The 23971-nt window shown below is 63.2% G+C and carries 22 protein-coding genes; 9 read left to right on the top strand and 13 right to left on the bottom strand.

Annotated elements, in window-relative coordinates; genetic code table 11:
* The first annotated feature begins 243 nt into the window (after positions 1 to 243).
* Complete coding sequence (locus AC1DZ8_RS25890) at positions 244 to 1773, top strand: MDR family MFS transporter (RefSeq protein WP_477300822.1); 1530 nt, start codon at positions 244 to 246, stop codon at positions 1771 to 1773.
* A gap of 71 nt (positions 1774 to 1844) precedes the next feature.
* Positions 1845 to 2135: a hypothetical protein gene (locus AC1DZ8_RS25885; RefSeq protein WP_477300824.1), complete on the top strand. Its 291-nt coding sequence runs from the start codon at positions 1845 to 1847 to the stop codon at positions 2133 to 2135.
* Between the two features lie 68 nt (positions 2136 to 2203).
* Here the strand turns inward: AC1DZ8_RS25885 and AC1DZ8_RS25880 are convergent, their stop codons facing one another.
* The 8 genes from AC1DZ8_RS25880 to AC1DZ8_RS25845 all read right to left on the bottom strand — a co-directional run bounded on the left by AC1DZ8_RS25880 (position 2204) and on the right by AC1DZ8_RS25845 (position 9516).
* Positions 2204 to 2680, bottom strand: coding sequence for a MaoC/PaaZ C-terminal domain-containing protein (locus AC1DZ8_RS25880; protein WP_477301460.1), 477 nt, complete (start codon positions 2678 to 2680; stop codon positions 2204 to 2206).
* On the bottom strand, positions 2677 to 3753 hold the full coding sequence (locus AC1DZ8_RS25875; protein WP_477300826.1) for a Gfo/Idh/MocA family protein: 1077 nt from the start codon (positions 3751 to 3753) through the stop codon (positions 2677 to 2679). Before AC1DZ8_RS25875 ends, AC1DZ8_RS25880 begins: the two co-directional genes overlap by 4 nt.
* The gene (locus AC1DZ8_RS25870; protein ID WP_477300828.1) at positions 3746 to 4075 is read right to left on the bottom strand and encodes an L-rhamnose mutarotase; all 330 of its coding nucleotides are present in this window, start codon (positions 4073 to 4075) and stop codon (positions 3746 to 3748) included. Before AC1DZ8_RS25870 ends, AC1DZ8_RS25875 begins: the two co-directional genes overlap by 8 nt.
* Positions 4076 to 4086: 11 nt before the next feature.
* Positions 4087 to 5199 (bottom strand): mandelate racemase/muconate lactonizing enzyme family protein, encoded by a 1113-nt coding sequence (locus AC1DZ8_RS25865; RefSeq protein ID WP_477300830.1) that lies wholly within the window; start codon positions 5197 to 5199, stop codon positions 4087 to 4089.
* Between the two features lie 5 nt (positions 5200 to 5204).
* Positions 5205 to 6302, bottom strand: coding sequence for an ABC transporter ATP-binding protein (locus tag AC1DZ8_RS25860; RefSeq protein WP_477300832.1), 1098 nt, complete (start codon positions 6300 to 6302; stop codon positions 5205 to 5207).
* Between the two features lies 1 nt (position 6303).
* Complete coding sequence (locus tag AC1DZ8_RS25855) at positions 6304 to 7170, bottom strand: carbohydrate ABC transporter permease (RefSeq protein WP_181055548.1); 867 nt, start codon at positions 7168 to 7170, stop codon at positions 6304 to 6306.
* A gap of 2 nt (positions 7171 to 7172) precedes the next feature.
* Positions 7173 to 8069 (bottom strand): carbohydrate ABC transporter permease, encoded by an 897-nt coding sequence (locus AC1DZ8_RS25850; RefSeq protein ID WP_477300835.1) that lies wholly within the window; start codon positions 8067 to 8069, stop codon positions 7173 to 7175.
* A 127-nt stretch (positions 8070 to 8196) separates the two neighbouring features.
* The gene (locus tag AC1DZ8_RS25845) at positions 8197 to 9516 is read right to left on the bottom strand and encodes a type 2 periplasmic-binding domain-containing protein (protein ID WP_477300837.1); all 1320 of its coding nucleotides are present in this window, start codon (positions 9514 to 9516) and stop codon (positions 8197 to 8199) included.
* Between the two features lie 163 nt (positions 9517 to 9679).
* Here AC1DZ8_RS25845 and AC1DZ8_RS25840 point away from each other — a divergent pair, with 163 nt between their 5' ends.
* Positions 9680 to 10468 carry an IclR family transcriptional regulator gene (locus AC1DZ8_RS25840; protein ID WP_477300839.1) on the top strand — a complete coding sequence of 263 codons (789 nt, stop codon included), beginning with the start codon at positions 9680 to 9682 and terminating at the stop codon, positions 10466 to 10468.
* Between the two features lie 68 nt (positions 10469 to 10536).
* Positions 10537 to 11373 carry an amidohydrolase family protein gene (locus AC1DZ8_RS25835; RefSeq protein ID WP_477301462.1) on the top strand — a complete coding sequence of 279 codons (837 nt, stop codon included), beginning with the start codon at positions 10537 to 10539 and terminating at the stop codon, positions 11371 to 11373.
* A gap of 54 nt (positions 11374 to 11427) precedes the next feature.
* Here AC1DZ8_RS25835 and AC1DZ8_RS25830 read toward each other — a convergent pair whose 3' ends face one another.
* The 4 genes from AC1DZ8_RS25830 to AC1DZ8_RS25815 form a co-directional block, all read right to left on the bottom strand.
* Positions 11428 to 12558, bottom strand: a complete 1131-nt coding sequence (locus AC1DZ8_RS25830) for an ABC transporter substrate-binding protein (protein ID WP_477301464.1) — start codon at positions 12556 to 12558, stop codon at positions 11428 to 11430.
* 20 nt (positions 12559 to 12578) lie between these two features.
* Positions 12579 to 13739, bottom strand: a complete 1161-nt coding sequence (locus AC1DZ8_RS25825) for a CaiB/BaiF CoA transferase family protein (RefSeq protein WP_477300841.1) — start codon at positions 13737 to 13739, stop codon at positions 12579 to 12581.
* Positions 13736 to 14287 carry a MaoC family dehydratase gene (locus AC1DZ8_RS25820; protein ID WP_477300843.1) on the bottom strand — a complete coding sequence of 184 codons (552 nt, stop codon included), beginning with the start codon at positions 14285 to 14287 and terminating at the stop codon, positions 13736 to 13738. The genes AC1DZ8_RS25825 and AC1DZ8_RS25820 overlap by 4 nt, the downstream gene beginning before the upstream one ends.
* A 148-nt stretch (positions 14288 to 14435) precedes the next feature.
* Complete coding sequence (locus AC1DZ8_RS25815; protein WP_477300845.1) at positions 14436 to 15221, bottom strand: SDR family NAD(P)-dependent oxidoreductase; 786 nt, start codon at positions 15219 to 15221, stop codon at positions 14436 to 14438.
* 83 nt (positions 15222 to 15304) lie between these two features.
* Here AC1DZ8_RS25815 and uxuA point away from each other — a divergent pair, with 83 nt between their 5' ends.
* A complete protein-coding gene (gene uxuA, locus AC1DZ8_RS25810; RefSeq protein ID WP_477300847.1) occupies positions 15305 to 16489 on the top strand; it encodes a mannonate dehydratase in 1185 nt (394 codons plus the stop codon).
* A gap of 22 nt (positions 16490 to 16511) precedes the next feature.
* On the opposite strand, the gene AC1DZ8_RS25805 is transcribed toward uxuA, so the two are convergent.
* On the bottom strand, positions 16512 to 17678 hold the full coding sequence (locus tag AC1DZ8_RS25805) for an alpha-D-ribose 1-methylphosphonate 5-triphosphate diphosphatase (RefSeq protein WP_477300849.1): 1167 nt from the start codon (positions 17676 to 17678) through the stop codon (positions 16512 to 16514).
* 314 nt (positions 17679 to 17992) lie between these two features.
* On the opposite strand from AC1DZ8_RS25805, the gene AC1DZ8_RS25800 reads away from it, so the two are divergent.
* The 4 genes from AC1DZ8_RS25800 (at position 17993) to AC1DZ8_RS25785 (ending at position 23948) form a co-directional block, all read left to right on the top strand.
* A complete protein-coding gene (locus AC1DZ8_RS25800) occupies positions 17993 to 19282 on the top strand; it encodes a D-arabinono-1,4-lactone oxidase (RefSeq protein WP_477300851.1) in 1290 nt (429 codons plus the stop codon).
* Positions 19279 to 20451, top strand: coding sequence for an alanine racemase (locus AC1DZ8_RS25795; protein WP_477300853.1), 1173 nt, complete (start codon positions 19279 to 19281; stop codon positions 20449 to 20451). Before AC1DZ8_RS25800 ends, AC1DZ8_RS25795 begins: the two co-directional genes overlap by 4 nt.
* A gap of 80 nt (positions 20452 to 20531) precedes the next feature.
* Positions 20532 to 22244 (top strand): aldehyde dehydrogenase family protein, encoded by a 1713-nt coding sequence (locus AC1DZ8_RS25790; RefSeq protein WP_477300855.1) that lies wholly within the window; start codon positions 20532 to 20534, stop codon positions 22242 to 22244.
* A gap of 51 nt (positions 22245 to 22295) precedes the next feature.
* Entirely contained in the window at positions 22296 to 23948 is a 1653-nt protein-coding gene (locus AC1DZ8_RS25785; RefSeq protein ID WP_477300857.1) for an FAD-binding dehydrogenase, read from the top strand.
* Positions 23949 to 23971 lie beyond the last annotated feature (23 nt).

Here is a 23971-nt window from a genome sequence, read left to right as displayed (position 1 = left end):
GGACAGAGGCCAGGCGATCGTTCAGCCACAACCCGACGACGCTCGCGCTCGATCACACCGCCTTCATCGAGCATCGTCGACCTGATCGCACGCGATCCGGCGGAACAGGTCGCGTCGACAATCATCCACGACCGCACGGTCCGCTGGGGCACTTCCTGTTAAACGGACGGACTGGCGTTATCGCCTATTTGACACCTCTCGGCCGTGGGCACATAAATCGCGCCCCAAGTTACGGAGACCCCGATGACTGTCGACCAGACGCTGCCAGATGCAGCGCCCGTGGAGGCCGAAGCCAGGCCTGATCTGACGACACTGGTCGTCTATTTCGGTGCGCTGATCGCCATGTTCATGGCCACCATCGACATGCAGATCGTCGTCACGGCCTTGCCCACCATTGCCGGCGAACTGGGCAATCTGCATCTGTTCGGCTGGGTGGGTGCCGCCTATCTGCTGTCGACCGCCGCAGTCTCGCCCTTCTACGGCAAGCTCGGCGATATGTATGGCCGCAAGAATGTCGTGTTGACAGCGATCGGCCTGTTTCTCGTGGGTTCGCTGGTCTGCGGCATGGCGTGGTCGATGGAGAGCCTGATCGCCGCGCGCGTGCTGCAGGGCATCGGCGGAGGCGGCCTGATGGTGTCGGCCTTTGCCATGATCGGCGAATTGTTCGGACCGCGCGACCGCGCCAAATGCCAGGGCTACAGTTCGGCGGTGTTTGCGCTGTCGTCGGTGCTCGGCCCGCTGGCCGGCGGCTACATCACCAGCCTGTTCGGCTGGCGCTGGGTATTCCTGGTCAACCTGCCGATCGGCATCGTCGTGATGGCGGTGCTGGCGTTCGCCATGCGCAGCCGGTTTAACGAGAAGCGGCACCGCATCGACTATCTCGGCGGTGCGCTGCTCGCCATCGGCACGACATCAATCGTCTATTGGGGCTATCACGTGCTCGACCCTACCGGGCCGGACCTCTTCACCTTCGCGCTGCCGCTTCTCGCACTGGTCGCCATCGCCCTGTTCATCATGGTCGAGCGCCGGGCGGAAGAGCCGATCGTGCCGTTGCGGCTGTTCGGCAATTCGACGGTCAGCATCGTTTCGGGCGTGTCGCTGGTCGCCGGAACGGTGACGCTGGGCATGTTCTTCTATTTCGCGCTCTACATGCAGACGCTGACGGGGCTGAGCCCGGCCGAAGTCGGCTTCCTGTTCCTGCCGGCGTCGCTGACGTCGATGGTCATCTCGATCGTGGCCGGGCGGGTGATTGCCGCAACCGGACGCTACAAATGGATGCCGGTGGTGGCGATGGCCATTGGCGGGTTCCTGATGCTGGGCTTCGTCATCACCAACCAGCACACGCCGATCTGGGTGCTGGCGACGATGATGGCTGTGTTCGGCATCAGCATGGGCCTGCAGTTCCAGGTGCTGATCGTGGCGATCCAGGCGGCAGCACCCCTGCAGGACATCGGCGCGGTGACCTCGCTGATCACGCAGGCGCGGACGCTCGGAGCATCGCTTGGACTGGCGCTGAACGGCGCGGTGATGATCTGGGCGCTGAACCGGCAGACATCAGAGCTCCCCGCCGATGCTGCGGCCCTTTTGCCGCAAGGCCTGAACGGGCTGACCCCGCATCTGGCGTCGAGCCTGCCGGACGCGATGCGCGAAGTGGTGCTCGACCATTACTCCAGTGGGTTCAACGTGATGTTCATCTGGGTGGCGGCACTCTACTTCGTCGCCATGGGGCTGACACTGCTGCTCGAGGACAAAGAGATCCCGAAGCACCGCTGATGTAAAAGCCAGCTCTGCTCCTTTGTGAGAGACTGCCCTATCGAACCATCTCGACATAGGGAGACTTTCAGTTGAGCTCGATTAAGGCGTTCCTTTTTCTCGCGCCAATAGTTGGTTGGGGATTATCTCTAATGGTGTGGAATTATCGCAAGCACATGCTTGTGAAAAAATACAACGGCTATCGATCGTTCGCGCACAATGATGGGGCAGGTGTTGTTCACGTAAATTGGGAAGGTGAGAAAGTCACAACCGAATTCTTGCGCGAATGGGCAGAGGTAACGCGACCATATAAATTGGTTGCATGGATATTATCGGGTCTTTTGGTCGTTGACGTCGTCTTTATTTCAATCCTGGGCCGTTGAAATTACTGAATCGCGCGAAGTCTGCCGGTGGCGATTGCCGATCACATTTCGATATTTTCTGGCATCTGTCATGCGTCATGCTCCTCGCCCAGCGACGGCTTGTCGCGACGCTCGACGATGTAGATGTGGTCGGCGGCCAGCACGACTTCGCCATGCTGGTTGATCACTTCGCAGCGCTCGATGATCCGTCCTGAGCCCGGCCGCTTCGGGTCGTCTTCCCTGGCGGTGATCGTCGTGCGGGTCTTGATCGTGTCGCCGATGAACACCGGCTTGATGAAGCGCAGCCGGTCGTAGCCGTAGGAGAAGGCGACAGGATTGACGACGCTTGCCGTCAGCCCGACGCCGACGGAGAAGACCAGCGTGCCATGCGCGATGCGCTGGCCGAACGGCGTCGTCTTCATGAACTCGGCGTCCATGTGATGCGGGAAGAAATCGCCGGTGTGGCCGGCATGGACGATGAAGTCGGTCTCGGTGATGGTGCGGCCGCTGGTCAGGCGCGACGAGCCGATCTCGTAGTCCTCGAAATACTGGATCTGTTCCATCAGGGTCTTTCCGCGATCGGCGTCGCCGGCGCCGCGCTCGAGCGATAGGCGGCCTCAACCAGCGCCATAGTGTTCCAGGCATCCTCGGCCGAGCTTATCAGTTCGTTGTCCTCGCCGGCGGCAAAACGCTGGACATTGGCCATGCGGCCTACAAAGGCATCCGGAAACCATTCGCCGGCCAGCGGCACCGCAACCCAGTCCGTTCCGCCCTTCGGATAGATCTCCAGAATGTCCGGCTCTCCGGTGGGATAGTCCAGGTTCAAGCCGAGCTTGAGATAGGCCGCGCCCTCGGTGCCGCAGATGCGGAATTCGCAGGCCTGATGCCGGCGGCCGAATTTGTGGTCATGGTTGATCGACAGCGCGCAGCGCACGGTGTCGCCATAGTCGAGGATGGCGCTGGTGCGCGTCTGCGCAACCTTGTGGTTGGGATGGCCGAGCGTCTTGGCGTGGACGCCTTTGGGGTCGCCCAGCAATTGCCGGATCAGATCGAGATAGTGGATCGAATGCATGGCGATCTCGACGCGTGGCGCCTTGAGCAGGAACTCCCACAACTCCCACGGCGTCGCCAGCGCCAGCCAGGCATCGAAGTCGACGACGTCTCCGAGCCAGCCCTTGGCGATGGCATCCTTCAGCGCCAGCATCATCGGTGCGAAGCGGAGCTGGAAATTGACCGCTGCCTTTAGATTTTTCGTACGGCAGATTTCAAGGATTTCGGTGGCTTCGCCGAGATAGTTTCCCATCGGCTTCTGGATCAGCGCGACCGCGCCGTCAGGCAGGGCTTTCAGAATTTCGGCGTGCCGTGCCGGCGGCGTCGCAAGGTCGAAGATCGCGTCCTTGACCGCTGCCGCTTCTTCCACTGAGCTGAATGCCCCTACGCCCCATCTTTCGGCCAGGGCCTGCGCCTTGGCCTGGTCCGGATCGTAGAGGCCGGCAATCGGAAAGCCTGCTTTGCGATAGGCCGGGAAATGCGCGTCGCCGACAATCGAACCCGCGCCGAAAGTGACGATCGGCCGAGGCTTTGACGATTTTGGCCAGGACTGGACGAGAGAAGCTGGATCGAAAACCCCGTCAGTCATGGTGGAAGACTTCATCCATCGACGCCCACCATTCGCCATCCTTGCGGGTCGCCAGCGGCTCCTGGCATGGCATGCAGACGGCCCACCACTCCTGCGTCCGGGGATCGGCAGCCATCTTCGCCATGTCGGCGGCGTAGTCGGTGCCATGATATTCGAAGGTGGAAAACAGCAGGTTCTCCGGCCGCTTCAAATAGATGGAATAATTCTTGATTTTACAGGCCGAAATCATGGTCAGCACGTCGGGCCACACGGCAGCGTGCAGACGGACATATTCCTCGACCTTTTCCGGCTTGAGGCCGAGCACCATTCCCATCCGCTGCATGTGCCGGCTCCCTATTTGGCAATCGTCGTGGTGAATTCGGCGATGCTCTTTGCCTTGACTGCGTCCCAGTCCCAGTCGATGCCGATGCCGGGCTCGTCAGGCGCCAGCGCCTCGCCATTCTCGATGCGCATCTTCTTGCCGGTCAAATCGTCCAGCTGCGGAATATACTCGACATATCGTCCGTTCTGAACAGCGCAGGCGAGGCTGACATGCAGTTCCATCAGGAAGTGCGGGCAGACCGGAATGTCGAAGGCCTCGGCGGCATGCGCCACTTTCAGCCAGGGCGTGATGCCGCCGATGCGGCCGACGTCGACCTGCACGATCGAGCAGCCGCCCTTTTGCATGTATTCGCGAAAATGCCGGATGGAATAGAGCGACTCGCCGATGGCGATCGGCGTCGACGTCGCTTGGGACAGCCTGACATGGCCGTCAATGTCGTCGGCCGGCAGCGGCTCCTCGATCCAGGCGAGATCGAGGTCGCGCAAACGCTCGGCGCGGCGGATGGCTTCGTCGACGGAAAAGCCCTGGTTGCAGTCGGTCATGATCTCGTAGCCGTCGCCGACCGCCTTGCGCACCGCCGAGAGGCGAGCGAGATCCTCCGAGCCATGCGGCTTGCCGATCTTCACCTTCGAGCCGCGAAAGCCCTTGGCCTTGGCGGCCAGCGCATCGTCGACCAATGCTGCCGTCTCGATATGCAGCCAGCCGCCTTCGGTGGTGTAGAGCGGGCAGCGGTCCTTGGCGCCGCCGGCGAGCTTCCAGAGAGGCAGGTTCTGTTTCTTTGCCCTGAGGTCCCAGAGTGCCGTGTCGATGGCGGCGATCGCGATCGCTGTGATAGCGCCGATGGTGGTGGCATGGGTGGCGAATTCGAGCTCGTGCCAGATCGCCTCGATCTGGTCGGCGTCGCGGCCGATCAGGCGTGGCGCCAGATGGTCGGACAGAAGCCGCATCACCGAGGAGCCGCCGGTGCCGATCGTGTAGCTGTAGCCGGTGCCGACCGCGCCGTCAGCATCGGTGATGGTGACGATCGGCGTTTCCTGGCTGACGAAGCTTTGGATGGCGTCGGTGCGTTTGACCTTGGGCACCAGGTCGACGATGCGCAGCTCGACTTTTTCGATTTTCGCCATGTCGGTCAGCTCCGCAATGTCTTGCCGCTTGCGGCGGAAAACAGATGCGCCTGCGACAGATCGAGGCTCATCTTCACCCTGTAGCCGGCCTTGAGCGGCTTCGGGTTGAGCATGCGCGACACCCAGTCTGTGCCGTTGAATTCGGCGAACACCAGCGTCTCGTTGCCGAGCGGTTCGGTGACCGTGACGGGAAGCTCGACCTGATGGACATCGGTATCGGCGCCGGAGTTGAGGCCGTGCCCGGTCGGGTAGATGTCGTCCGGCCGCAACCCAAAGACGACCTTGTCGCCGGCGGTGGTGTTTGCCTTGAACTGGCCGGGCAAGGGCAAGCGCTCGCCGCTGGCAAACAGCAGCTCGCCGTTGTCGACCGTCGCTTCGTGCAAATTCATCGGCGGTGAGCCGATGAAGCCGGCGACGAAGCGCGTCGCCGGCCGGCGAAAGACCTCGTCGGGCGTGCCGACCTGTTCGATGAAACCGTCGCGCATGATGACGATGCGGTCGGCCAGCGTCATCGCCTCGACCTGGTCGTGGGTGACGTAGATCACCGTCGACTGCACCTTGGCGTGCAGCTTCTTGATCTCGGTGCGCATCTGCGTGCGCAGCTTGGCGTCGAGATTGCTGAGCGGTTCGTCGAACAGGAAGACATCGGGATCGCGCACGATGGCGCGGCCCATGGCAACGCGCTGGCGCTGTCCGCCGGACAGCTGCGAGGGTCGCCGTTCGAGCAGCGTATCGAGGCCGAGGATACCGGACGCCTCGGCAACGCGGCGGTCCATTTCCTCTTTGGCCGCGCCCGCGATCTTTAGCGAGAAGCCAAGGTTCTCGCGCACCGTCATGTGCGGATAGAGCGCGTAGGACTGGAACACCATCGAGATGTTGCGCGAGCGCGGCGGCAAATCGTTGACCTTGCGGCCGCCGATTTCGATCACGCCGCCGCTGATGTCCTCAAGCCCGGCGATCATGCGCAGCGTCGTCGACTTGCCGCAGCCGGAGGGGCCGACAAGCGCGATGAATTCGCGGTCGGCGACCTCGAGGTCGATGCCGTGCACGACCGCGACCGGGCCATAATTCTTGCTAAGGTTTTTCAGGGATACGGTTGCCATGTCAGCCTTTCACCGCGCCGGAGGTGAGGCCGCCGACAAGGTGTTTCTGGACGATGAAGGTAAGCGTGAGCGCCGGTATGATCATGACCACGGCCAGCGCGCACATGCCGCGCCAGTCGATGGTGAACTCGGAGGTGTAGTCGAGCAGGCCGACCGGCAGCGTCTTGGAGTTGATCGAGCGCGTCAGCTGCGACGCCAACGCGAACTCGTTCCAGGAGGTGAGGAAGGCAAAGATGCCGGCCGAGGCGATACCGGGGCCGGCCAGCGGAAACTCGACCTGCCAAAAAGCCTGCCAGCGCGTGCAGCCGTCGATCTGTGCTGCCTCGGCGAGGTCCTTCGGCACCTGGCGGAAGAAGCCGTCGATGAGCCAGACAGTGAACGGCACGTTGAGGGCGACATAGACCAGGATCAAGCCGAAATGCGTGTCGATGATGCCGAGCCGCGCATAGACGAAGAACAGTGGCAGTGACAGTGCAATGCCGGGCACGGTGCGGGTCAGCATCAGGCCGAGAAACATCGCCGACTTGGCACGAAAGCGATAGCGGGCGAAGGCATAGCCGCCGGCCATGCCGATGACGATGGCGATCACTGTCGAGGTCACCGAGATGATCAGCGAATTGCGGAAATAGTCGAGCACCGGAATGCCGCCCTTGCCGATACCGCTGAACATGGCAACGTAGGCGTCTAACGATAGCTCCTGCGGGATCCACACGGGCGGCTTGGCCATGATCTCGACGGTTGGCCTGAGCGACGACAGCACGATCCAGATGCCGGGCAGGCAGATGACCAGCATGGCCAGGAACAGGCCGACACCGTGGGCGATGCCGAGCGCCTGGCGGCGGACGCGATGGATACTGTTCTGATCCATCGTCACCACTCCGCCGCGATCTGCGTGCGCGCCGCGGCGAGCTTGCGGTAGAAATAGACGGTGAAGCCGATCGACAGCAGGATCGAGAAATAGGCCATGGCGTTGGCGAGGCCCATCTTGGCGTCGCTGTAGGCGGTGCGGGCAACCAGCGTCCAGACCAGTTCAGTGCGGCCGGCCGGGCCGCCATCGGTCATGATCTTGACGATGTCATAGGCGCGCGCCACGTCGAGCGAGCGGATGGTCATGGCGATGAAGGCAAACGGCATGATGAACGGCCAGGTGACATAGCGGAATGTCTGCCATGGCGTGCAGCCGTCGACGCGCGCCGCCTCGACCGGTTCGCGCGGCATGGCCAAGAGACCTGCCAGGATCAGGATGGCGAATACCGAGGTCGACGACCAGATCTCGGCGGTCAGGATGGCGATGAAGGCGAGGTTGCCGTCGATCAGCCAGGGGATGGCGCGATCGGTCAGGCCAAGCGCCTGCAGCGCGTTGTTCACCAGGCCGATATTGTCGTTGAACATGAACTTGAACTGGAAGCCGACCAGGATCGGCGAAAACATCATCGGGAACATCATGATGGTGCGCAGCAGGCGCTGTCCGCGCGATGCTTTCTCGACCAGCAGCGCCAGCCCGAGGCCGATCAGCATTTCCAGATTGAGCGCCACCGTCAGCAGCCCAACGGTGCGGGCAAACGCGACCCAGAAATCGCGGCTGGTGAAAATGTTGATGTAGTTGCGGGCGCCGATGAAGACCCAGAAGGTCTCCGGCCGCGTCAGCCGGAACGGCGTGAAACTGGAATAGAGCGACAACAGCAACGGCACCACCACCACTGCCGCCAGCACGATGACGGCCGGCAGCAGAAGCAGGAAGGGTGGCGAGGATTTCCAGCTTTTCATGTCGATCCGGTTCTGGTTGGCGTTGTGATGCCGCAAGCCGTTAGCGGCGAGGGGACATCAGAGCATCTTGCTGTTGGAAATGTTTGGGGCGCGGTGCTTTCGCAAATGCCGCGCCCCAGGGAGGATATCAGAGCTTGCCGGCGTCCTCGAGGATCTGAGTGGCCTTGGCAGCCGCATCGTCCAGCGCCTGCTTGGAGGTCTTGTCGCCGAGGATGGCGGCCTGCAGCTCAGGATAGACGGCGTTGGAAATCTCGATCCACTCCGGCGTCTGCGGCACCGGGAAGGCGTTCTTGGCGGCTTCCTGGAAGGCCTGCAGCACTTCGGTCTTGTAAGGATCGGACTTCGCCTGCTCGATGTCCCATTCCCACACCTTGGTGCGGGTGGGCAGCGGGCCGGCGGCTGCCTCCAGCTTCTGGCTGTCCTCATTGGTCAGCCACCAGACCAGAGAAGCCGCGGCTTCCTTGTTGGCGCAGTTCTCGGTCACCGAGAAGCCATGCGCGCCGGACCAGCCGGAGCGCTTGCCGGACGAGCCCTTGGGCTGGACCTTGACGCCGACATTGCCGGCGACCTTGGACGACTTCGGGTCGTTGAAGAAGCCGGCCCAACCTGGCCAATCGAGGTTGATGGCTACGGTGCCCGAGGCAAAGCCCTGGCCGAGATCGTCCCAAAGATAGTTGGTGGTGCCGGCCGGCACGGCCTTGGCCTTGTAGAGATTGACGAACCAGTCGAGCGCCTTGACGCCGGCTTCCGAGTTGAAGGCGGGCTTGCCGTCCTTGTCGAGATATTCGCCGCCATCGGCGATAACCATCTCGTAGAAGCGGCCGTTGATCGCCTCTTCCTTGCCGGCATATTGGGTGCCGTAGAAATCCGGCGGGCTGGCGAAGAATTCGGCCTGCTGCGCCATCTCGTCGAACGTATCCGGCGGCACGAGTTCCTCGCCGTATTTGTCCTTGTAGGCCTTCTTCTTGGCTTCGTCCTGATAGAGGCTCTTCTGGTAGTAGAGCGCGGAGACGTCGAACTGGGCACGCGGCAGCATCACCAGCTTGCCGTCAAGCGTGCCGGCGGCGATGTTGGCCGGAACGAAGGCATCGATCTCCTCCTTCGGCAACAGCTTGGCAAGATCGGTGTAAATCCCGGGATATTGCGGCGCGAACGAGGTGTGGTTGGAGCCGACGCACCAGTTGATGCTGCCCGAGGCGATGTCCGATTTGATTTCCTTGTCGAGCTCGAAGTGGTTCTTCTTCGAGATGACGTTGACCTTGGCGCCGGTCAGCTTTTCCCATTCGCCGATGCGCGCATAGAGGCCTTCATATTGCTGGCCACCGATCAGCTTGGCGTCGATGGTGACGCCCTCGAATTTGCCCGGCAGGTCGCCGGCAAAGGCGACGCTCGCGGACAGAGCAAGCAATGTCACGCCGGCCGACAGGCCGGAAAACAGTCTGTTCATTTGGTTTCCTCCCAAAGAGCCTGCGTCGAACCCGTTGTGGGATTCGATTGACAGCCTTCATTCATATACAAACAAAACATTTATGGAAGCGTCAAGCCGGAAAGTGCTTTCAGATGACGATCTGTATGCGTATATGAAGTCTGAAATTCACTGGAGAGTGAGCATGGCCGAGGACGATGACGACGACCGCTATCGCGCTCCTGCGCTGGACAAGGGGCTCGACATTCTCGAGCTGCTGGCCGGCGTCGATGGCGGCCTGACGCAGGCGGAAATCGCCAAAAAACTCGACCGCAGCCCGAACGAATTCTACCGCATGCTCGACCGCCTGGTGCGGCGCGGCTATGTCACGCGCCCCGACGGCGATCGCTACTCGCTGACGCTGAAACTGTTCGGCCTGGCGCAGTTGCATGCGCCGGTGCGCAGGCTCGGTTCCTTTGCCACGCCGCTGATGCGGGAACTGGCCGAAACCTCGCAGCAGGCCAACCAATTGGTGGTCTTCGACCGCGGTTCGGCTGTGGTGATCGCGCAGCAGGAGGCACCGGACTATTGGGGCATCTCGATTCGCGTCGGTTCGCATATCAGCCTGTTCGACACCGGCTCGGGCCATGTGCTGCTGGCCTTCCGCTCGGACGAAGAGCGACAGATGATGATTTCGGAGCATATCCGCAGCACCGACAAGCCGGCGCAGTCGCCGGAATTCTTTGCCCGCCTCGACCAGATCTGCGAGCGCGGCTACGAAATGATGGCGTCGCTGCAGACCGCCGGCGTGTTCAACCTGTCGGCACCGGTGCTGGGATCGGACGGCAAGGCGATCGCAGCCCTTTCGGTGCCCTACATCACGCTGGTCAATTCGCCCCAGGCGCCCGACATCACCAAGACCATCGCGCTGTTGCAGGCGGCGGCAGAAAAGCTGTCGCAGCTGGCAGGGTCAACCTTCAAGCCATCGAAATGAAATTCTTATTTGAATGAATGATTTCTCCGTGAGATGATTTGAAAATCACCGAGGAGGACGGCGCCACCATGATCATCGACACCCATCTGCACCTGATCGATCTGTCGGCGTTGCGCTATCCCTGGCTCGGCGGCGTGCCGGCGCTCAACCGTGATTTTTCGCATCAGGAATATGCGACGCAGGCCCGCCGCGCCGGCATCGAGGCGGCCTTGCACATGGAGGTCGATGTCGACCAGGCCGATATCCAGGCGGAGACCAGCCATGTCAAGGCGCAGTCGCTGGAGCAGGGCAGTCTGCTGCGCGGCGCGATCGCCGCCTGCCGTCCGGAGGACGCGGGCTTTGCCGCCTATCTCGAGCGCCAGCAGGCCGATCCTTTCGTCAAAGGGTTTCGCCGCGTGCTGCACGTTATGCCCGACGAACTTTCGGAAAGCGCGCTGTTTCGCGAGAACATCAAACGACTTGCCGGCACCGGCCTGACCTTCGACCTCGTCGTCCTGCCGCATCAGATCCCGCGCGCGATTGCGCTTGTGGATCTCGCGCCCGATGTGCAGTTCGTGCTCGACCATTGCGGCGTGCCCGATATCAAGGGCAATGCGGAGCACCCATGGCGCGAACACATGGCCGAGATTGCGCGGCGCCCGAATGTCATCGGCAAAATTTCGGGCGTGGTCGCCTATGCGGATTCAGGCTCATGGACCGTCGAAAGCTTGCGTCCCTATGTCGAGCACACGATCGGCAGCTTCGGCTGGGACCGCGTCGTCTGGGGCAGCGACTGGCCGGTGTGCACGCTTGGCGGCGGCCTTGCCACCTGGGTGGCGGCGACGCATGCGCTGATCGCCGGCGCCAGTGCCGACGAGCGGACGAAACTGCTTTCGGGCAATGCCAAGCGGATTTGGAAGTTATAGCGCCGGACGGACAGCGCTCGCCTAGTGGCGAGGAGCGCATCTCTGCCTCCTGGTTCAGGCTCCAGCGCCTAGCGCCGGGCTACTCTCCCGGAACAGGTTGTTGAGATCGGCAACGACCTGGCCGGGCCGATGCCCTGAAGTCAGGCCGGCGATGATGCGGTCGGATGCTTTCTGCTGGAACGCCATGTAGCCGTCATGGCGTGGCCGCACCCATGCGCCTTCCAGCGTCGCGCGCGTATCGCTGTAGAAATTGCCGGTCGCGGCGTTGACGCTCTGGTCTTCCCAGGCAGCAGCATGACCGGGCTGTCCGCCGGCAGCGGCATAGGCACCGCGCTGGACATCGCCGCTGGCAACCCAGTAGGCGAAGTCGATGGCGGCGTCTTTCGCCTTGGAGAAAGCCGAGACGGCTATACCTGTACCGCCAAGCGCCGAACCGATCGGGCCGCTGGAGCCGATCACCGGGATGTCGGCGAAGGCCAGCCGGTGCGCGCGAAACCCAGATAGTGCATAGGAGACGTAGCCATAGATCAGCGGCGCGCAGACGATGCGGGCGTTGGCCTCAGCCATGCGTTCCGAGACGGCGATAGGATCCATTTCGTAGCAGGCGGGATCGACCAGCGCGGCGATCTCGCGCATGGCCTCGAAGACTTCGCTGCCGGTCTCGCTGTCGATGAGATCGCCCGACGGATCGGTGGCGCAGGCGTGGCCGAGATTGCCGGCCAGCGTGTAGAAGGTCATCAGGGAATGCGGCGGCCGCAACGGCAGCAGCACACGGCCTTGCCGGGCGAGGTCGAGCACCTCGCTCCAGCGCGTCGGCGGCGCATCGAGCGCATCGGGCCGCCAGGCCTGAACTTGCGTTGCCGCATCGATGGGGAAGGCCCATTGCCGTCCCTGCCAGCTGTAGCTCGGATAGGACTGGCCGACGCTGCCCGGGGCAAGCGCTGCGCGCTCGGCTTCGCGACCGGCGATATCGAGCGGCGTGAGGCAGCGCTCAGCCGTGATCTGGCCGACATGCGGATGGTCGATGACGATCAAATCATAGGCGCGCGCCAGTTCCTCGACCGGGAAGGATTCGAAATCCTGCAGCGAGCGCTTGTCCCACTCGATGGCGACGCCGGTCTTCTGCTCCCACAGCGCCGAACAGGCAACCATCGGATCGTAGCCGCGCGGATGGCTCCAGGTCATACCACGCAGCGTCACCTGGCTCACAGGCCGAACTCCGCGCGGATGGCAGCACTGTGCTCGCCGATGCGGGGTGCCGCGCGGTCGACCTTGGCCCTGACACCGTCGACCCGAAGCGGCGAGCTTGTGGTGAGGATCGAGACGTCGTCGTCGCGCGTCACCGTCTGCAGCATGTCGAGCGACTGGAAGCCATCGCTGGCCAGCATCTCGGTCCAGGTCAGCACCTTGGCGCACCAGATGTCGGCTGGCTCGAGGACGGCGAGCCATTCGTCGATGGTTTTCGTGGCAATGCGCTGCGCAATGATCGCCTTGATGTCATCGCGCGCGGTGAACCACGACGCCGGTTTGTCGCGATAGGGCGCGAGCTCATGGAGCGACAAGAGATCGGCGAGCTTCGGGATCGGCGTCATGGCTATGGCGAGATAGCCGTCACTGGCGGGATAGACGCCGTAGGGCGCCGACAGATAGGCATGCGCGCTGCGGAAGCTGGAGCGGCGCGGCAAACGGCGGCCATCATTGAGATGCGTCGTCAGCACCTCGAACTGGAAGTCGACCAGCGCTTCGAGCAGGCTGGTTTCGATATGGCTGCCCTGGCCGGTAATGCCGCGCCGAACGAGGGCGGCGAGAATGCCTTGCGCGCAGGCCGCACCGGCCAGCATGTCGCCAATGGCAAGGCCGAACGGCACCGGTCCCTGGTCCTCATCGCCGTTCAGCCACATCACGCCCGAGCGCGACTGCGCCAGCAGATCCTGGCCCGGCCGTTTGACCCAGGGACCTTCTTCGCCATAGCCGCTGATCGAGGCATAGACGAGCCGAGGATTGATCTTGCGCACGGATTCGTAGTCCAAGCCGAGCCGCTCGATGACGCCGGGGCGAAAATTCTGGATCAGCACGTCGGCCTTGGCCAGAAGCCCGCGCAACGCCTCCAGGTCGGCCTCGTTCTTGAGGTCGATAGCAAAACTTTCCTTGGCCCGGTTGATGGCATGGAAGATGGTGGAATCGCCGCCGATCTCGGTGTCGCTGAGATAGAGCCGCCGCGACAGGTCGCCGCCATCCGGACGTTCGATCTTGATGACGCGGGCGCCGAGATCGAGCAGCCTGAGCGAACAGTAGGGCCCGGACAGGAACTGGCTCATGTCGACGACAGTGAGACCGGCAAGCGGCAATTCGGCTGCCATCGTCATTTCTCCGTCTTGCCGACGAAGTCCGCGGGGTTGCGGTACTTCACCGTCTGCAGGTGCTCGCAGTAGAGAACAAGCTCGCCTTCGCCCTTGAACACTTCGTAGGAGGCGCGGATCAGCCCCATCTCCTTGTAGCGCGGTTTCTTGTTGAGATTGGAGCGGATCGAATAGATCGTGTCACCAATGAAGACAGGTTTTATGAAACGCAGCTTGTCGTAGCCGTAGGAAAAGGCGTTGACGCAGTTGGTGGCGACGAGGCCGAGACCGGCCGAAAAGACGAAGGCGCCGGCGATCAGCCGCTTGCCGAAAATGCCTTCCGTCTCCGCGAACATCTGGTCCTGCACATAGGGGTGGATGTCGAGCACCAGCGTGTTGAACAGATGGCTGTCGCCTTCGGCCATTGTGCGCCGCAACGAGCGGATTTTCTGGCCGACCGGCCAGTCCTCATAAAACCAGTTCTCCGCGTTCCAGACCGGGAGATCGGCATGATCTCTGGGCATGTTGGCGGGGTGCGTCGATGCCACGCCGACAGTCGGCGCAAACCCCGTCATGGCAAAACCCCCCGAACGGACAAAGCATCCGTCCGGGCGCGCCGCGGACCCGCAGATAGCATGATCGATCCTCCCGCCAATCTTCTTTTGTGAATAGTATTTTCACATATGGGGTTGTCTTGCAAGCGTGAAAGGTGGCTTGGCAGCCTTACTTCACGCCGATGCCGGCGGTCAGGCCGCCATCGATCCGGTAGTCGGCGCCGGTGCAGAAGCCGGCCTTCGACGAACACAGGAAAGCGATGAGTTCGGCCACTTCCTCCGGCTCGCCGATGCGGCCGAGCGGGTGCGCCGCGCCGAAGCGTCTGTAGGCCTCTTCGACATCGGCATCGCTGCCACTGTCGCCGCGCGCGGCCTTTTCCAGGATCGGCGTACGGATCGAACCCGGGCTAACCGAATTCACCCGGATGCCGGCTGAGGCATAGTCGAGCGCCAGCGAGCGGGTCAGCGTGTGGATGGCGCCCTTGGTGGTGGCGTAGGCGGCGACGTTCTGCTGGCAGGCAAAGCCTTGCACGGAGGCGACATTGACGATGGCGCCGCCGCCGCGCTTGATCATTTCCGGAATGCCGAAATGCGCAGTCAGATAGATCGAGCCGACATTGACGGTCATCGTCCGGTTCCAGGTTTCCCAGTCGGTCGTCGTCGCGGTTCCATAGGGGTGGACGGCGGCCGAATTGACGATGACGTCGAGGCCACCGAATTTGGCCACGCCAGCCGCCACCGCGTCGCGCACCTGGTCGGAGACGGAGACGTCGGTGTCAATGACCAACGCTTTGGCGCCGGCGCTTTCCAGTTGCGCTTGCATCGCCGCATTGGCGGCACGGTCGATGCCACAGGCGATGATTGCAGCGCCGCCGGCCGCAAGGCGTTTGGCGGTCGCCAGACCAATGCCGGTCGTACCCGTCACCAGGGCCACCTTGCCCTCGAAATCCGTCATTTCTAAAAACTCCTTCCTTTTCTATCGACTTCCGTCGCGGTCCAACAATAAGTTGCCAACCTCTCGCAGAAGGAAAGCCGAAAATGGAACAATGCTGGCGCTGGTATGGACCCGACGATCCGGTGACGCTCGATCATGTCAAGCAGGCTGGCGCCACCGGCGTGGTCTCGGCACTTCATCATATCTACGACGGCAGGGCGTGGCCGGAAGCCGAAGTGCTGGAGCGCAAGCGCATCATCGAGGAAGCGGGGCTGACCTGGTCGGTCGTCGAGAGCATCCCGGTTCACAACTCCTTCAAGATCGGCGCGCCGGAACGCGAGCGCTATGCCGGCTACTATCGCGACTCGATCCGCGCGCTGGCCAGGGCCGGCATCGCCACGGTCTGCTACAATTTCATGCCGGTGGTCGACTGGACCCGCACCGATCTCGCCTACCGGCTGCCGACGACCGGCTATGCCTTGCGTTTCGATGCGATCGATTTCGCCGCCTACGATCTGTTCGTGCTGAAGCGCAAAGACGGCGCCGACAGCTACACGCCGGCGCGCATTGCCGAGGCGGAGAAGCGGCTCAAGGAATTGCCGCCCGAGAAGATCGACCAGATCGAGCGCAACCTCATCGCCGGCCTGCCGGCGACCGAGCGCAAGTATGATCGCGAGAGTTTTCGCGAGGCGCTTGCCGACTATGACGGGATCGGGCCGAAGGAGCTGCGCGACAACCTCGCCTGGTTCCTGCGCGAGATCATTCCGGTGGCGGAAGAGGAGGGGGTGCGCATGTGCATACACCCCGACGACCCGCCGTTCTCGCTCTACGGCCTGCCGCGCGTCGTTTCGACCGCCGAGGATGCGCGTTTCATTCTCAATGCCGTCGACAGTCAGGCCAACGGGCTGACGTTCTGCACCGGCTCCTACGGCACGCGCGCCGACAACGACATTGTCGCCATGGTCAAGGAATTCGCCGACCGCATCCATTTCGCCCATCTGCGCAACATCACCATCGAGAAGGACGGCTCGTTCTACGAGGCCGAGCATCTCGAGGGCGGCACCGACATGGCGCATGTCATTCTGGCGTTGATGCAGGAAGAGGCGCGCCGCCACAGGGAAGGCCGCGCCGACTGGCAAATCCCGATGCGGCCGGACCATGGCCATCTGCTGGCCGACGATATCGGCAAGACCAGGATCAACCCCGGCTACTCGCTGATCGGCCGCCTGAAGGGGCTGGCCGAACTGCGCGGCATCATGCGCGCCGTGGAGACGTTCGGGCTGGCTTGAGAAGCGCCAAGCAGCCTGCGTTTCAATGCCGGTGCCGGCCCAGCGTGCCGTCACTGTAGATCATGCGGCCGGCGCGGAATGTCGCCCGCACCCGCGCCACCGGCTGGCGATCGGCCACCACCAGATCCGCCAGCAGTCCCGTCTCGATGGCGCCGCGATCGGTAAGGCCTAGCGCCGTCGCCGGATTGGCGCTGGTCAGTGCCGCCGCCGTCACCAGGCCACCGTCACGCAGTTCAGCCAGGCCGAGCACCGCCGGCAGGATCGAGGCCGGGTGATAGTCGCTGGCCAGCATGTCGAGCAGTCCGGCTTCGTAGGCCTGTCGTGCCGACAGATTGCCGGAATAGGACTGGCCGCGCAGCGCATTGGGCGCTCCCATCACTGTGTGCATTGCCAACCTCCTGGCTTCCTGCGCCGCTTCGAGCGTCACCGGGAATTCGCTCAGCGTGGCGCCGAGGCCATGCACCAGTTCCACCTTTTCCAACGTGTCGTCGTCATGCGAGGCAAGCGCGACGCCATTGGCCTGCGCCCGCGCCGACAGGTCCTGCAGCGCATTGAGTACATCGCCCTGGCCTTCGCGGCCGGCCATGCGATGGCCGACCACCTCGGACGCCTGGGCAACCGACATGCCGCGCTCCTTGGCGATGCGGGCGATGTACAGCTCGACGTCGCGATACTGGCCCTGGCCGGGGGTGTGATCCATCAGCGAGATCAGATGCAGCCTGCCGGCATCCATCAGCTTCTGCAGCATAGCTATGGCCGGCGTGAAGGTGACTTCGAAGCGGGCATGGATGCGGTGATCGACCAGCAAATGGTCCTTCATCCTGGCAATGGTGTCGATGATCGCCGAAGTGTGCTCTTCCGAGTGCGCCACGCCGCTGGTGATGCTGGCGCCGATGAAGGACAGCGCGGCATAGGCGGTGGTGACGCCGCAGGACGCGAGCTTCTTGTCGAGTTCGGCAATGCCGATCTGCATCGGCACATGCACGCCGAGACGCGGCTCGACTTCCCTCTCGACCATGTCGCCATGCATGTCGATGAAGCCGGGCAGGAGCAGGCGACCGCCGCCTGAGATGTCGGCATTTTCAATCGGCTCATTGCGGATCTCTGCGATCCGGCCGCTTTCGATGCGGATGGCGCCGTTCGGGATGACGCGGTCGCGCAGGACAATTTCGAATTCACTTAGCCACATACGATTTCTCTTCGGGGGACAGGCGGTTCAGGACGGGGTTTTCGGTCGACAGGACCGAGCGACAGCCGTCCCATAGCAGCTGCTTGCCCCTGAAAAATGACAGTCGGTGACATGCCTGGTGATTGACGCGAAAAGTCACGGGCCATGAGGTCGACGGTGGCTTTTCTTTCGAAGCCGGCTTGCAACGGCTTAGGGCTCGATTGCCAGCTTGACAGAAAGCTGACAATGTATCATATCCTAAAAGCTGACTATGTATCATATTATTTGACGCAGGCGTTAAGACCGGTCAAGCCGGCCGTTCCAGGGAGGCGATTGTGGGAGAGGCTATCAGCCAGTGGAGCAATTGGTCGGGCTATGTCACGGCCACGCCGCAGGCTCTTGCCGAGCCGCAGAGCCTCGATGAATTGCGCGAACTCATCCGCAGCGCCCCAGGGCCCGTGCGCTTCGCCGGCACGGGCCATTCCTTCACGCCACTGGTCAAGAATGACGGAACTATCCTGTCGCTCGATCGCTTCGAGGGGCTAAAGGCGTACGATCCCGAAAAACTGACGGCGCGGGTCGGCGCTGGTACCAAGATCGGCACGATGGCCAAGCTGCTGCACGGCGTCGGCCAGGCGCTGCCGAACATGGGCGACATCGACAAGCAGGCCTTCGGCGGGGCGCTCGGTACAGCCACGCATGGTTCGGGCATCACGCTCGGCGCCTATCATACCCAGCTCGAGGCGATGCAGATCGTCGACGGGCGCGGCGTGGTGAAGGAGTTCGACCGCGTCAAGAACTCCGACATGATCGATGCCATAGGCGCCTCGCTTGGCGCCTTCGGCGCCGTCACCGAAGTGACGATCCGCAACATGGCAAGCTACCGCATGCGGCACCGCCGCTGGACGGCGCCGATTGCCGATGTGCTTGCGCAATTCGAAAGCACCATGACGGCGCATCGCTCGGCCGAGTTCTACTACGTGCCGTTCTCCGGCCAGGCGCTGCTGATCGCCAGCGACATCACCGAGGCGCCGGCGACGGTGCGGCCGCCGACGGAAGACGATGATGCCGTCACCACGCTGAGGAGGCTGCGCGACTATCTCACGTGGTTTCCGTGGCTGCGCCGCCGTCTCATCGGTTCGGCCTTCGCGAAAGTGCCGGCAGAAGACTATGTCGAGGACTGGCTGAAGGTTTTTACCTCCGAGCGCAACGTTAAGTTCAACGAGATGGAATATCACCTGCCGTTCGAGGAAGGGGCGGCGGCACTCGGCGAAATCATCGCGCTGCTCGAGACGCGGTTTCCGGAGGTCTACTTTCCGATGGAAGTGCGCGTGGTTGCACCGGACAATGTCTGGCTGAGCCCCTTCTACAAGCGGCCGACCTGTTCCATCGCCATTCACCACGGCGTCGAGCGCGATCCGATGGCGTTCTTCAACGCCGCCGAGCCGATCTTCCGCAAGCGCGGAGGGCGCCCGCATTGGGGCAAGATGCACAGCCTGACAGCCAAGGATTTGAGCGCGCTCTATCCGCGCTGGAACGACGCCATGGCGGTGCGCCGCGAGATGGACCCGGACAACCGCTTCGTGTCGCCCTACATGGCCAGACTGCTCGGCGTCGCGGCATGAGCCTGACCGACACCTATTTCGCCGAACTGTCGGGCGCGCTGAGAACCGCCGAAATCTACCAGCCGTGCCTGGTGCTCGATCTCGACCGGCTCCACCACAACATCGCCGCGATCAAGGCGAAGTTCGCCACCGACCTCGCTCTGCGCCTAGTCGACAAGTCGCTGCCATCCCTGCCGCTCATCCAGCATATCCGCGCGGCGTTCGCGACCGACAGGCTGATGACCTTCCATCTGCCGATCAGCGCCGAGGTGCTGAAAGCCTTCCCCGATGTCGATCTCCTGCTTGGCAAACCGATGCCGGTTGCCGGCGCGAGACACTCCCTTACCAAGGGAGTGCTCGCCGGTCTTGGTGAAGCGACGTCGCGTGTCGTCTGGCTGATCGATACCGAGGAGCGGCTTGCCGCCTATGGCGCGCTCGCCACTGAGCTCGACCGCGAGCTGCGCATCTGCTTCGAAGTCGATGTCGGCCTGCATCGAGGCGGCATCGGCGATCCCGACGTATTAGCACGGGCGGTTGCCGCGCTGACGAATTATCCGCGGCTGAAATGCGATGGCATCATGGCCTATGAGGCGCATATCGGCCACATCCCCAAACTGCTGGGTGGGCCTGCGAAGGCGCGCGCCAAGGCCGTCAGCCTGTTTCGCCAGTATGTCGGCTGCCTCGCGCCCAACCAGCGCAAGATTCTCAATCTCGGCGGCAGCAGCACCGCATTGCTCTATGACAGCTGGGTCGGCGCCAACGAATTGTCCATCGGATCGGCATTCGTGCTGCCGACCGATTTCGATGTGCCCAGCCTCAGCCAGTTGCAGCCGGCCGTCTTCATCGCGGCGCCGATCCTGAAAGTGGTCGATGTCCAGCTGCCGGGCCTGGACGAGCGCTCCTGGCTGCTCAAGAAGCTTGGCCTGGCGCCGCGCCGTGGCTGTTTCCTCTATGGCGGCAAATGGATGGCGAAGCCCGTCCATCCCGTGGGCATGAAGACCGACAAGACGTTCGGCTTTTCGACCAACCAGCAGTTCATGGCGCTGCCCGACGATGCCAATGTCGGACCCGACGACTACGTCTTCCTGCGTCCGACGCAGAGCGAATTCGTGCTACAGCAATTCGGTTCGATCCAGGTCTATTCCGGCGGCAAGATCGCCGCGCAATGGGCCGCGCTGCCGTTTTCGTAGGAGCAATTCCAGGAAAAGTGTGAAGCGGTTTTCCGTCCGAAATTGCGGCAAACTAAGAGATCGAAGTGGAGGAGGATACGATGGTCGCCAAGGCAGTCAAAACCCAGCCCATTCAGCCTGAGTGGGCAGCCGAACTCGACCTTGCGCTGGCCGACCTCGACGCCAGGAAGGACGATTGGGCGCGGACCTCGAACAGCGAGCGCATTGCGCTGCTGCGGCAGGTCAAGGACCATATCCGCGAGGTCGCCGAGGCCTTGGTCAAGACGGCGACGCGCAAGAAGGGCATCCCGACCGGCTCGCCGCTGGAAGGCGAGGAGTGGCTGGCCGGCCCGGCGGCGCTGATGGACGGCTGCAACCAGTTCATCCACACACTCAGCCTGATGGAGGGCAAGACCTTCCTCGACGGGCTGCCGGTCCGCACCTTGCCCAACGGGCAGGTGGCGGTGACGGTGGTTCCGAACTCGGTCTGGGACAAGGTGCTGTTCACCGGTCTGAAGGCCGAGATATGGATGCAGCCCGGCGTGACCAAGGCCAATCTGGCCGAAAACACCGCCTCGGCCTATGACGCGCCGGCGACGAGCCGCAAGGGCAAGATCGGACTGGTGCTCGGCGCCGGCAACGTCGCCTCGATCGCGCCGCTCGACTGCCTGCACAAGCTGCTCGTCGAACACCAGGTCGTCCTGCTCAAGATGAACCCGGTAAACGACTATCTCATCGATTTCCTCAAGCCCGCGCTCAGGCCACTGATCGAGTTCGGCGCGCTGCGTATCGTGCGCGGCGGCGCCGATGTCGGCGCCTATCTGTGCAATCACGATCTCGTCGACGACATCCACATTACCGGTGCCGCCACCTCGCACGATGCGATCGTCTGGGGTCCCGGCGAGGAGGGCCGAAAGAACAAGGCGGCGGGCACGCCGAAGAACAAAAGGCGCATCACCTCCGAGCTTGGCGGCGTGGCGCCGACCATCGTGGTTCCCGGCCCATGGTCGAATGCCGACATCGCCTATCATGCCGAACTGATCGCGACCCAGAAGCTCAACAATTCCGGCTTCAACTGCATCGCCTGCCAGATGCTGGTGCTGCCCGAAGGCTGGGACAAATCCGATGCGCTGCTCGCGGCGCTCGAAAAGGTGATGCAGAAAGCGCCGCCGCGCCCTGCTTACTACCCTGGCGCCACCGAGCGCCTCGCTGCCTTCGAAGCGCATGCCGACAGTGTGCAGAAATTCGAGCGGCCCGGCGGGCCGGCCTGCGTGGTGGTGCCGTTCCGGCCGGGCACGGACCCCTATCTCGAAAATGCCGAGGTGTTTGCGCCAGCGCTCAGTGTAATGCGATTGCCGGCGGGGAACGCCGAGTCCTATCTGCGCGCAGCGGTCACCTACGCCAACGAAAAACTGCACGGCACGCTGGCCGCCAACATTCTCATCCATCCCCGGACGATCGCCGAGATCGGCCGGACGCGCTTCGAAGAGATCGTTGCCGAGCTGCGCTATGGCGGCATCGGCATCAATTCCTGGAGCGGTGTTCTGTTCGCACTGCTGCGGCCGACCTGGGGCGCCTTCCCCGGCCATACGCTCGAGGACGTGCAGAGCGGCATCGGGGTCGTGCACAACACCTTCCTGTTCGACAAGCCCGAGCGCAGCGTGCTGGAAGCGCCCTTCCGCATCATGCCGAAACCGGCATGGTTCCTGACCCACAAAAGGGCGCACATCGTCGGCCGGCTGATCACCGAGTTTCACTACAGACCGAGCGTCCTGAAACTGCCGCGTATCATCTGGAACGCGCTGCTGGGATAGTGGCAAGCAACGATCCCAGGGCATCGCAAAGGCGAGACAGGAGCTACGACAATGGCTGACGCGGATGCAATCATCGTTGGCGGCGGGCTGGCCGGTCTGGCCGCCGCCGCGGAACTCGGCGATGCCGGCAAGCGCGTGATCATCGTCGAGCAGGAGGGCGGCGGTTTTCTCGGCGGCCAGGCATTCTGGTCGCTCGGTGGCCTGTTTCTGGTCGACACGCCCGAGCAGCGCCGCTTGCGCATCAAGGACAGCCGCGACCTTGCCTGGCAGGACTGGCTGGGTTCGGCCCAGTTCGACCGGCCCGAGGACCATTGGCCGCGGAAAGTCGCGGAAGCCTATGTCGATTTCGCTGCCGGCGAGATGCGGCCGTGGCTGCACGGCATGGGCATGCGTTGGTGGCCGGTGGTCGGCTGGGCCGAGCGCGGCGGTGCGCTGGCTAATGGCCACGGCAATTCGGTGCCGCGCTTCCACCTGACTTGGGGCACTGGGCCCGGCGTGGTCGCGCCGTTCGAGCGGCGCGTGCGCGAACACGTCGCCAAGGGGATGATCACGCTGAAATTCCGCCATCAGGTCAGCCGGCTGATCAAGACCAACGGCGCGGTCACCGGCGTCGCGGGCGAAATCCTGGAGGCGTCCAACGTCGAGCGCGGCAAGCAGTCGAACCGGACAGTCGTCGGTGATTTCGAACTCTCGGCCGGTGCCGTCATCGTCACCTCCGGCGGCATCGGCGGTAATCACGATCTTGTCCGCAAGGTCTGGCCGGTCGAGCGGCTCGGGCCGGCGCCGAAACGTATGGTCGCCGGCGTGCCGCACCATGTCGATGGCCGCATGGTGGCTATCACCCAGAACGCCGGCGGCGCCGTCATCAACGCCGACCGCATGTGGCACTATGTCGAAGGGCTCAAGAACTGGAATCCGATCTGGCCGAACCATGGCATCCGCGTGCTGTCGGCGCCGTCGCCGCTATGGTTCGACGCGCTCGGACAACGCATGGAGGCGCCGTTCTTCCCGAGCTTCGATTCGCTCGGCACGCTGAAGCGCATCCTGTCGACCGGCCACGACTATTCCTGGTTCGTGCTGACCAAGACGATCGCCTCGAAGGAGTTCGTGCTGTCGGGCTCGGAGCAGAACCTTGACTTCACCGGCAAGGATTGGCGGGCCGTGCTGAAGAACCGGCGCGGCGGCAAGGCGCCGCCATCGGTGGCGGCGTTTTTGGAGAAGGGCGAGGACTTCGTCGTCCGCGACAATCTGGCTGATCTGGTCGCGGGCATGAACGCGCTCTCCGGCGACAATCTGCTCGACTACGACCGGCTCAAGGCGCAGATCGTGGCGCGCGATCGCGAGGTCGACCATGCCTACACCAAGGACGCGCAGGTCACGGCCATCCGCGGCGCTCGCAACTACATCGGCGACAAGATCTTCCGAGTGACCAAACCGCACAAGATACTCGACCCCAGGCACGGACCGCTGATTGCGGTGCGCCTCAACATCCTGACGCGCAAGACGCTGGGTGGCCTGCACACCAACCTCAATTCGCAGGTTCTCGACGGCAATGGCGAGCCCATTGCCGGGCTCTATGCGGCAGGCGAGGTGGCCGGCGGCGGTGGCGGCGGCTATCACGGCTACAATGCACTGGAAGGGACATTTCTCGGCAGCTGCATCTTTTCCGGCAGGAATGCAGGTCGGCACGCCGCGGGCAGGTGACGCCGCGAACCGGGCAACGCTGC

This window comes from Mesorhizobium sp. P2_F7 (assembly GCF_056403695.1).
This window is presented reverse-complemented; position numbering and strand designations above follow the sequence as displayed.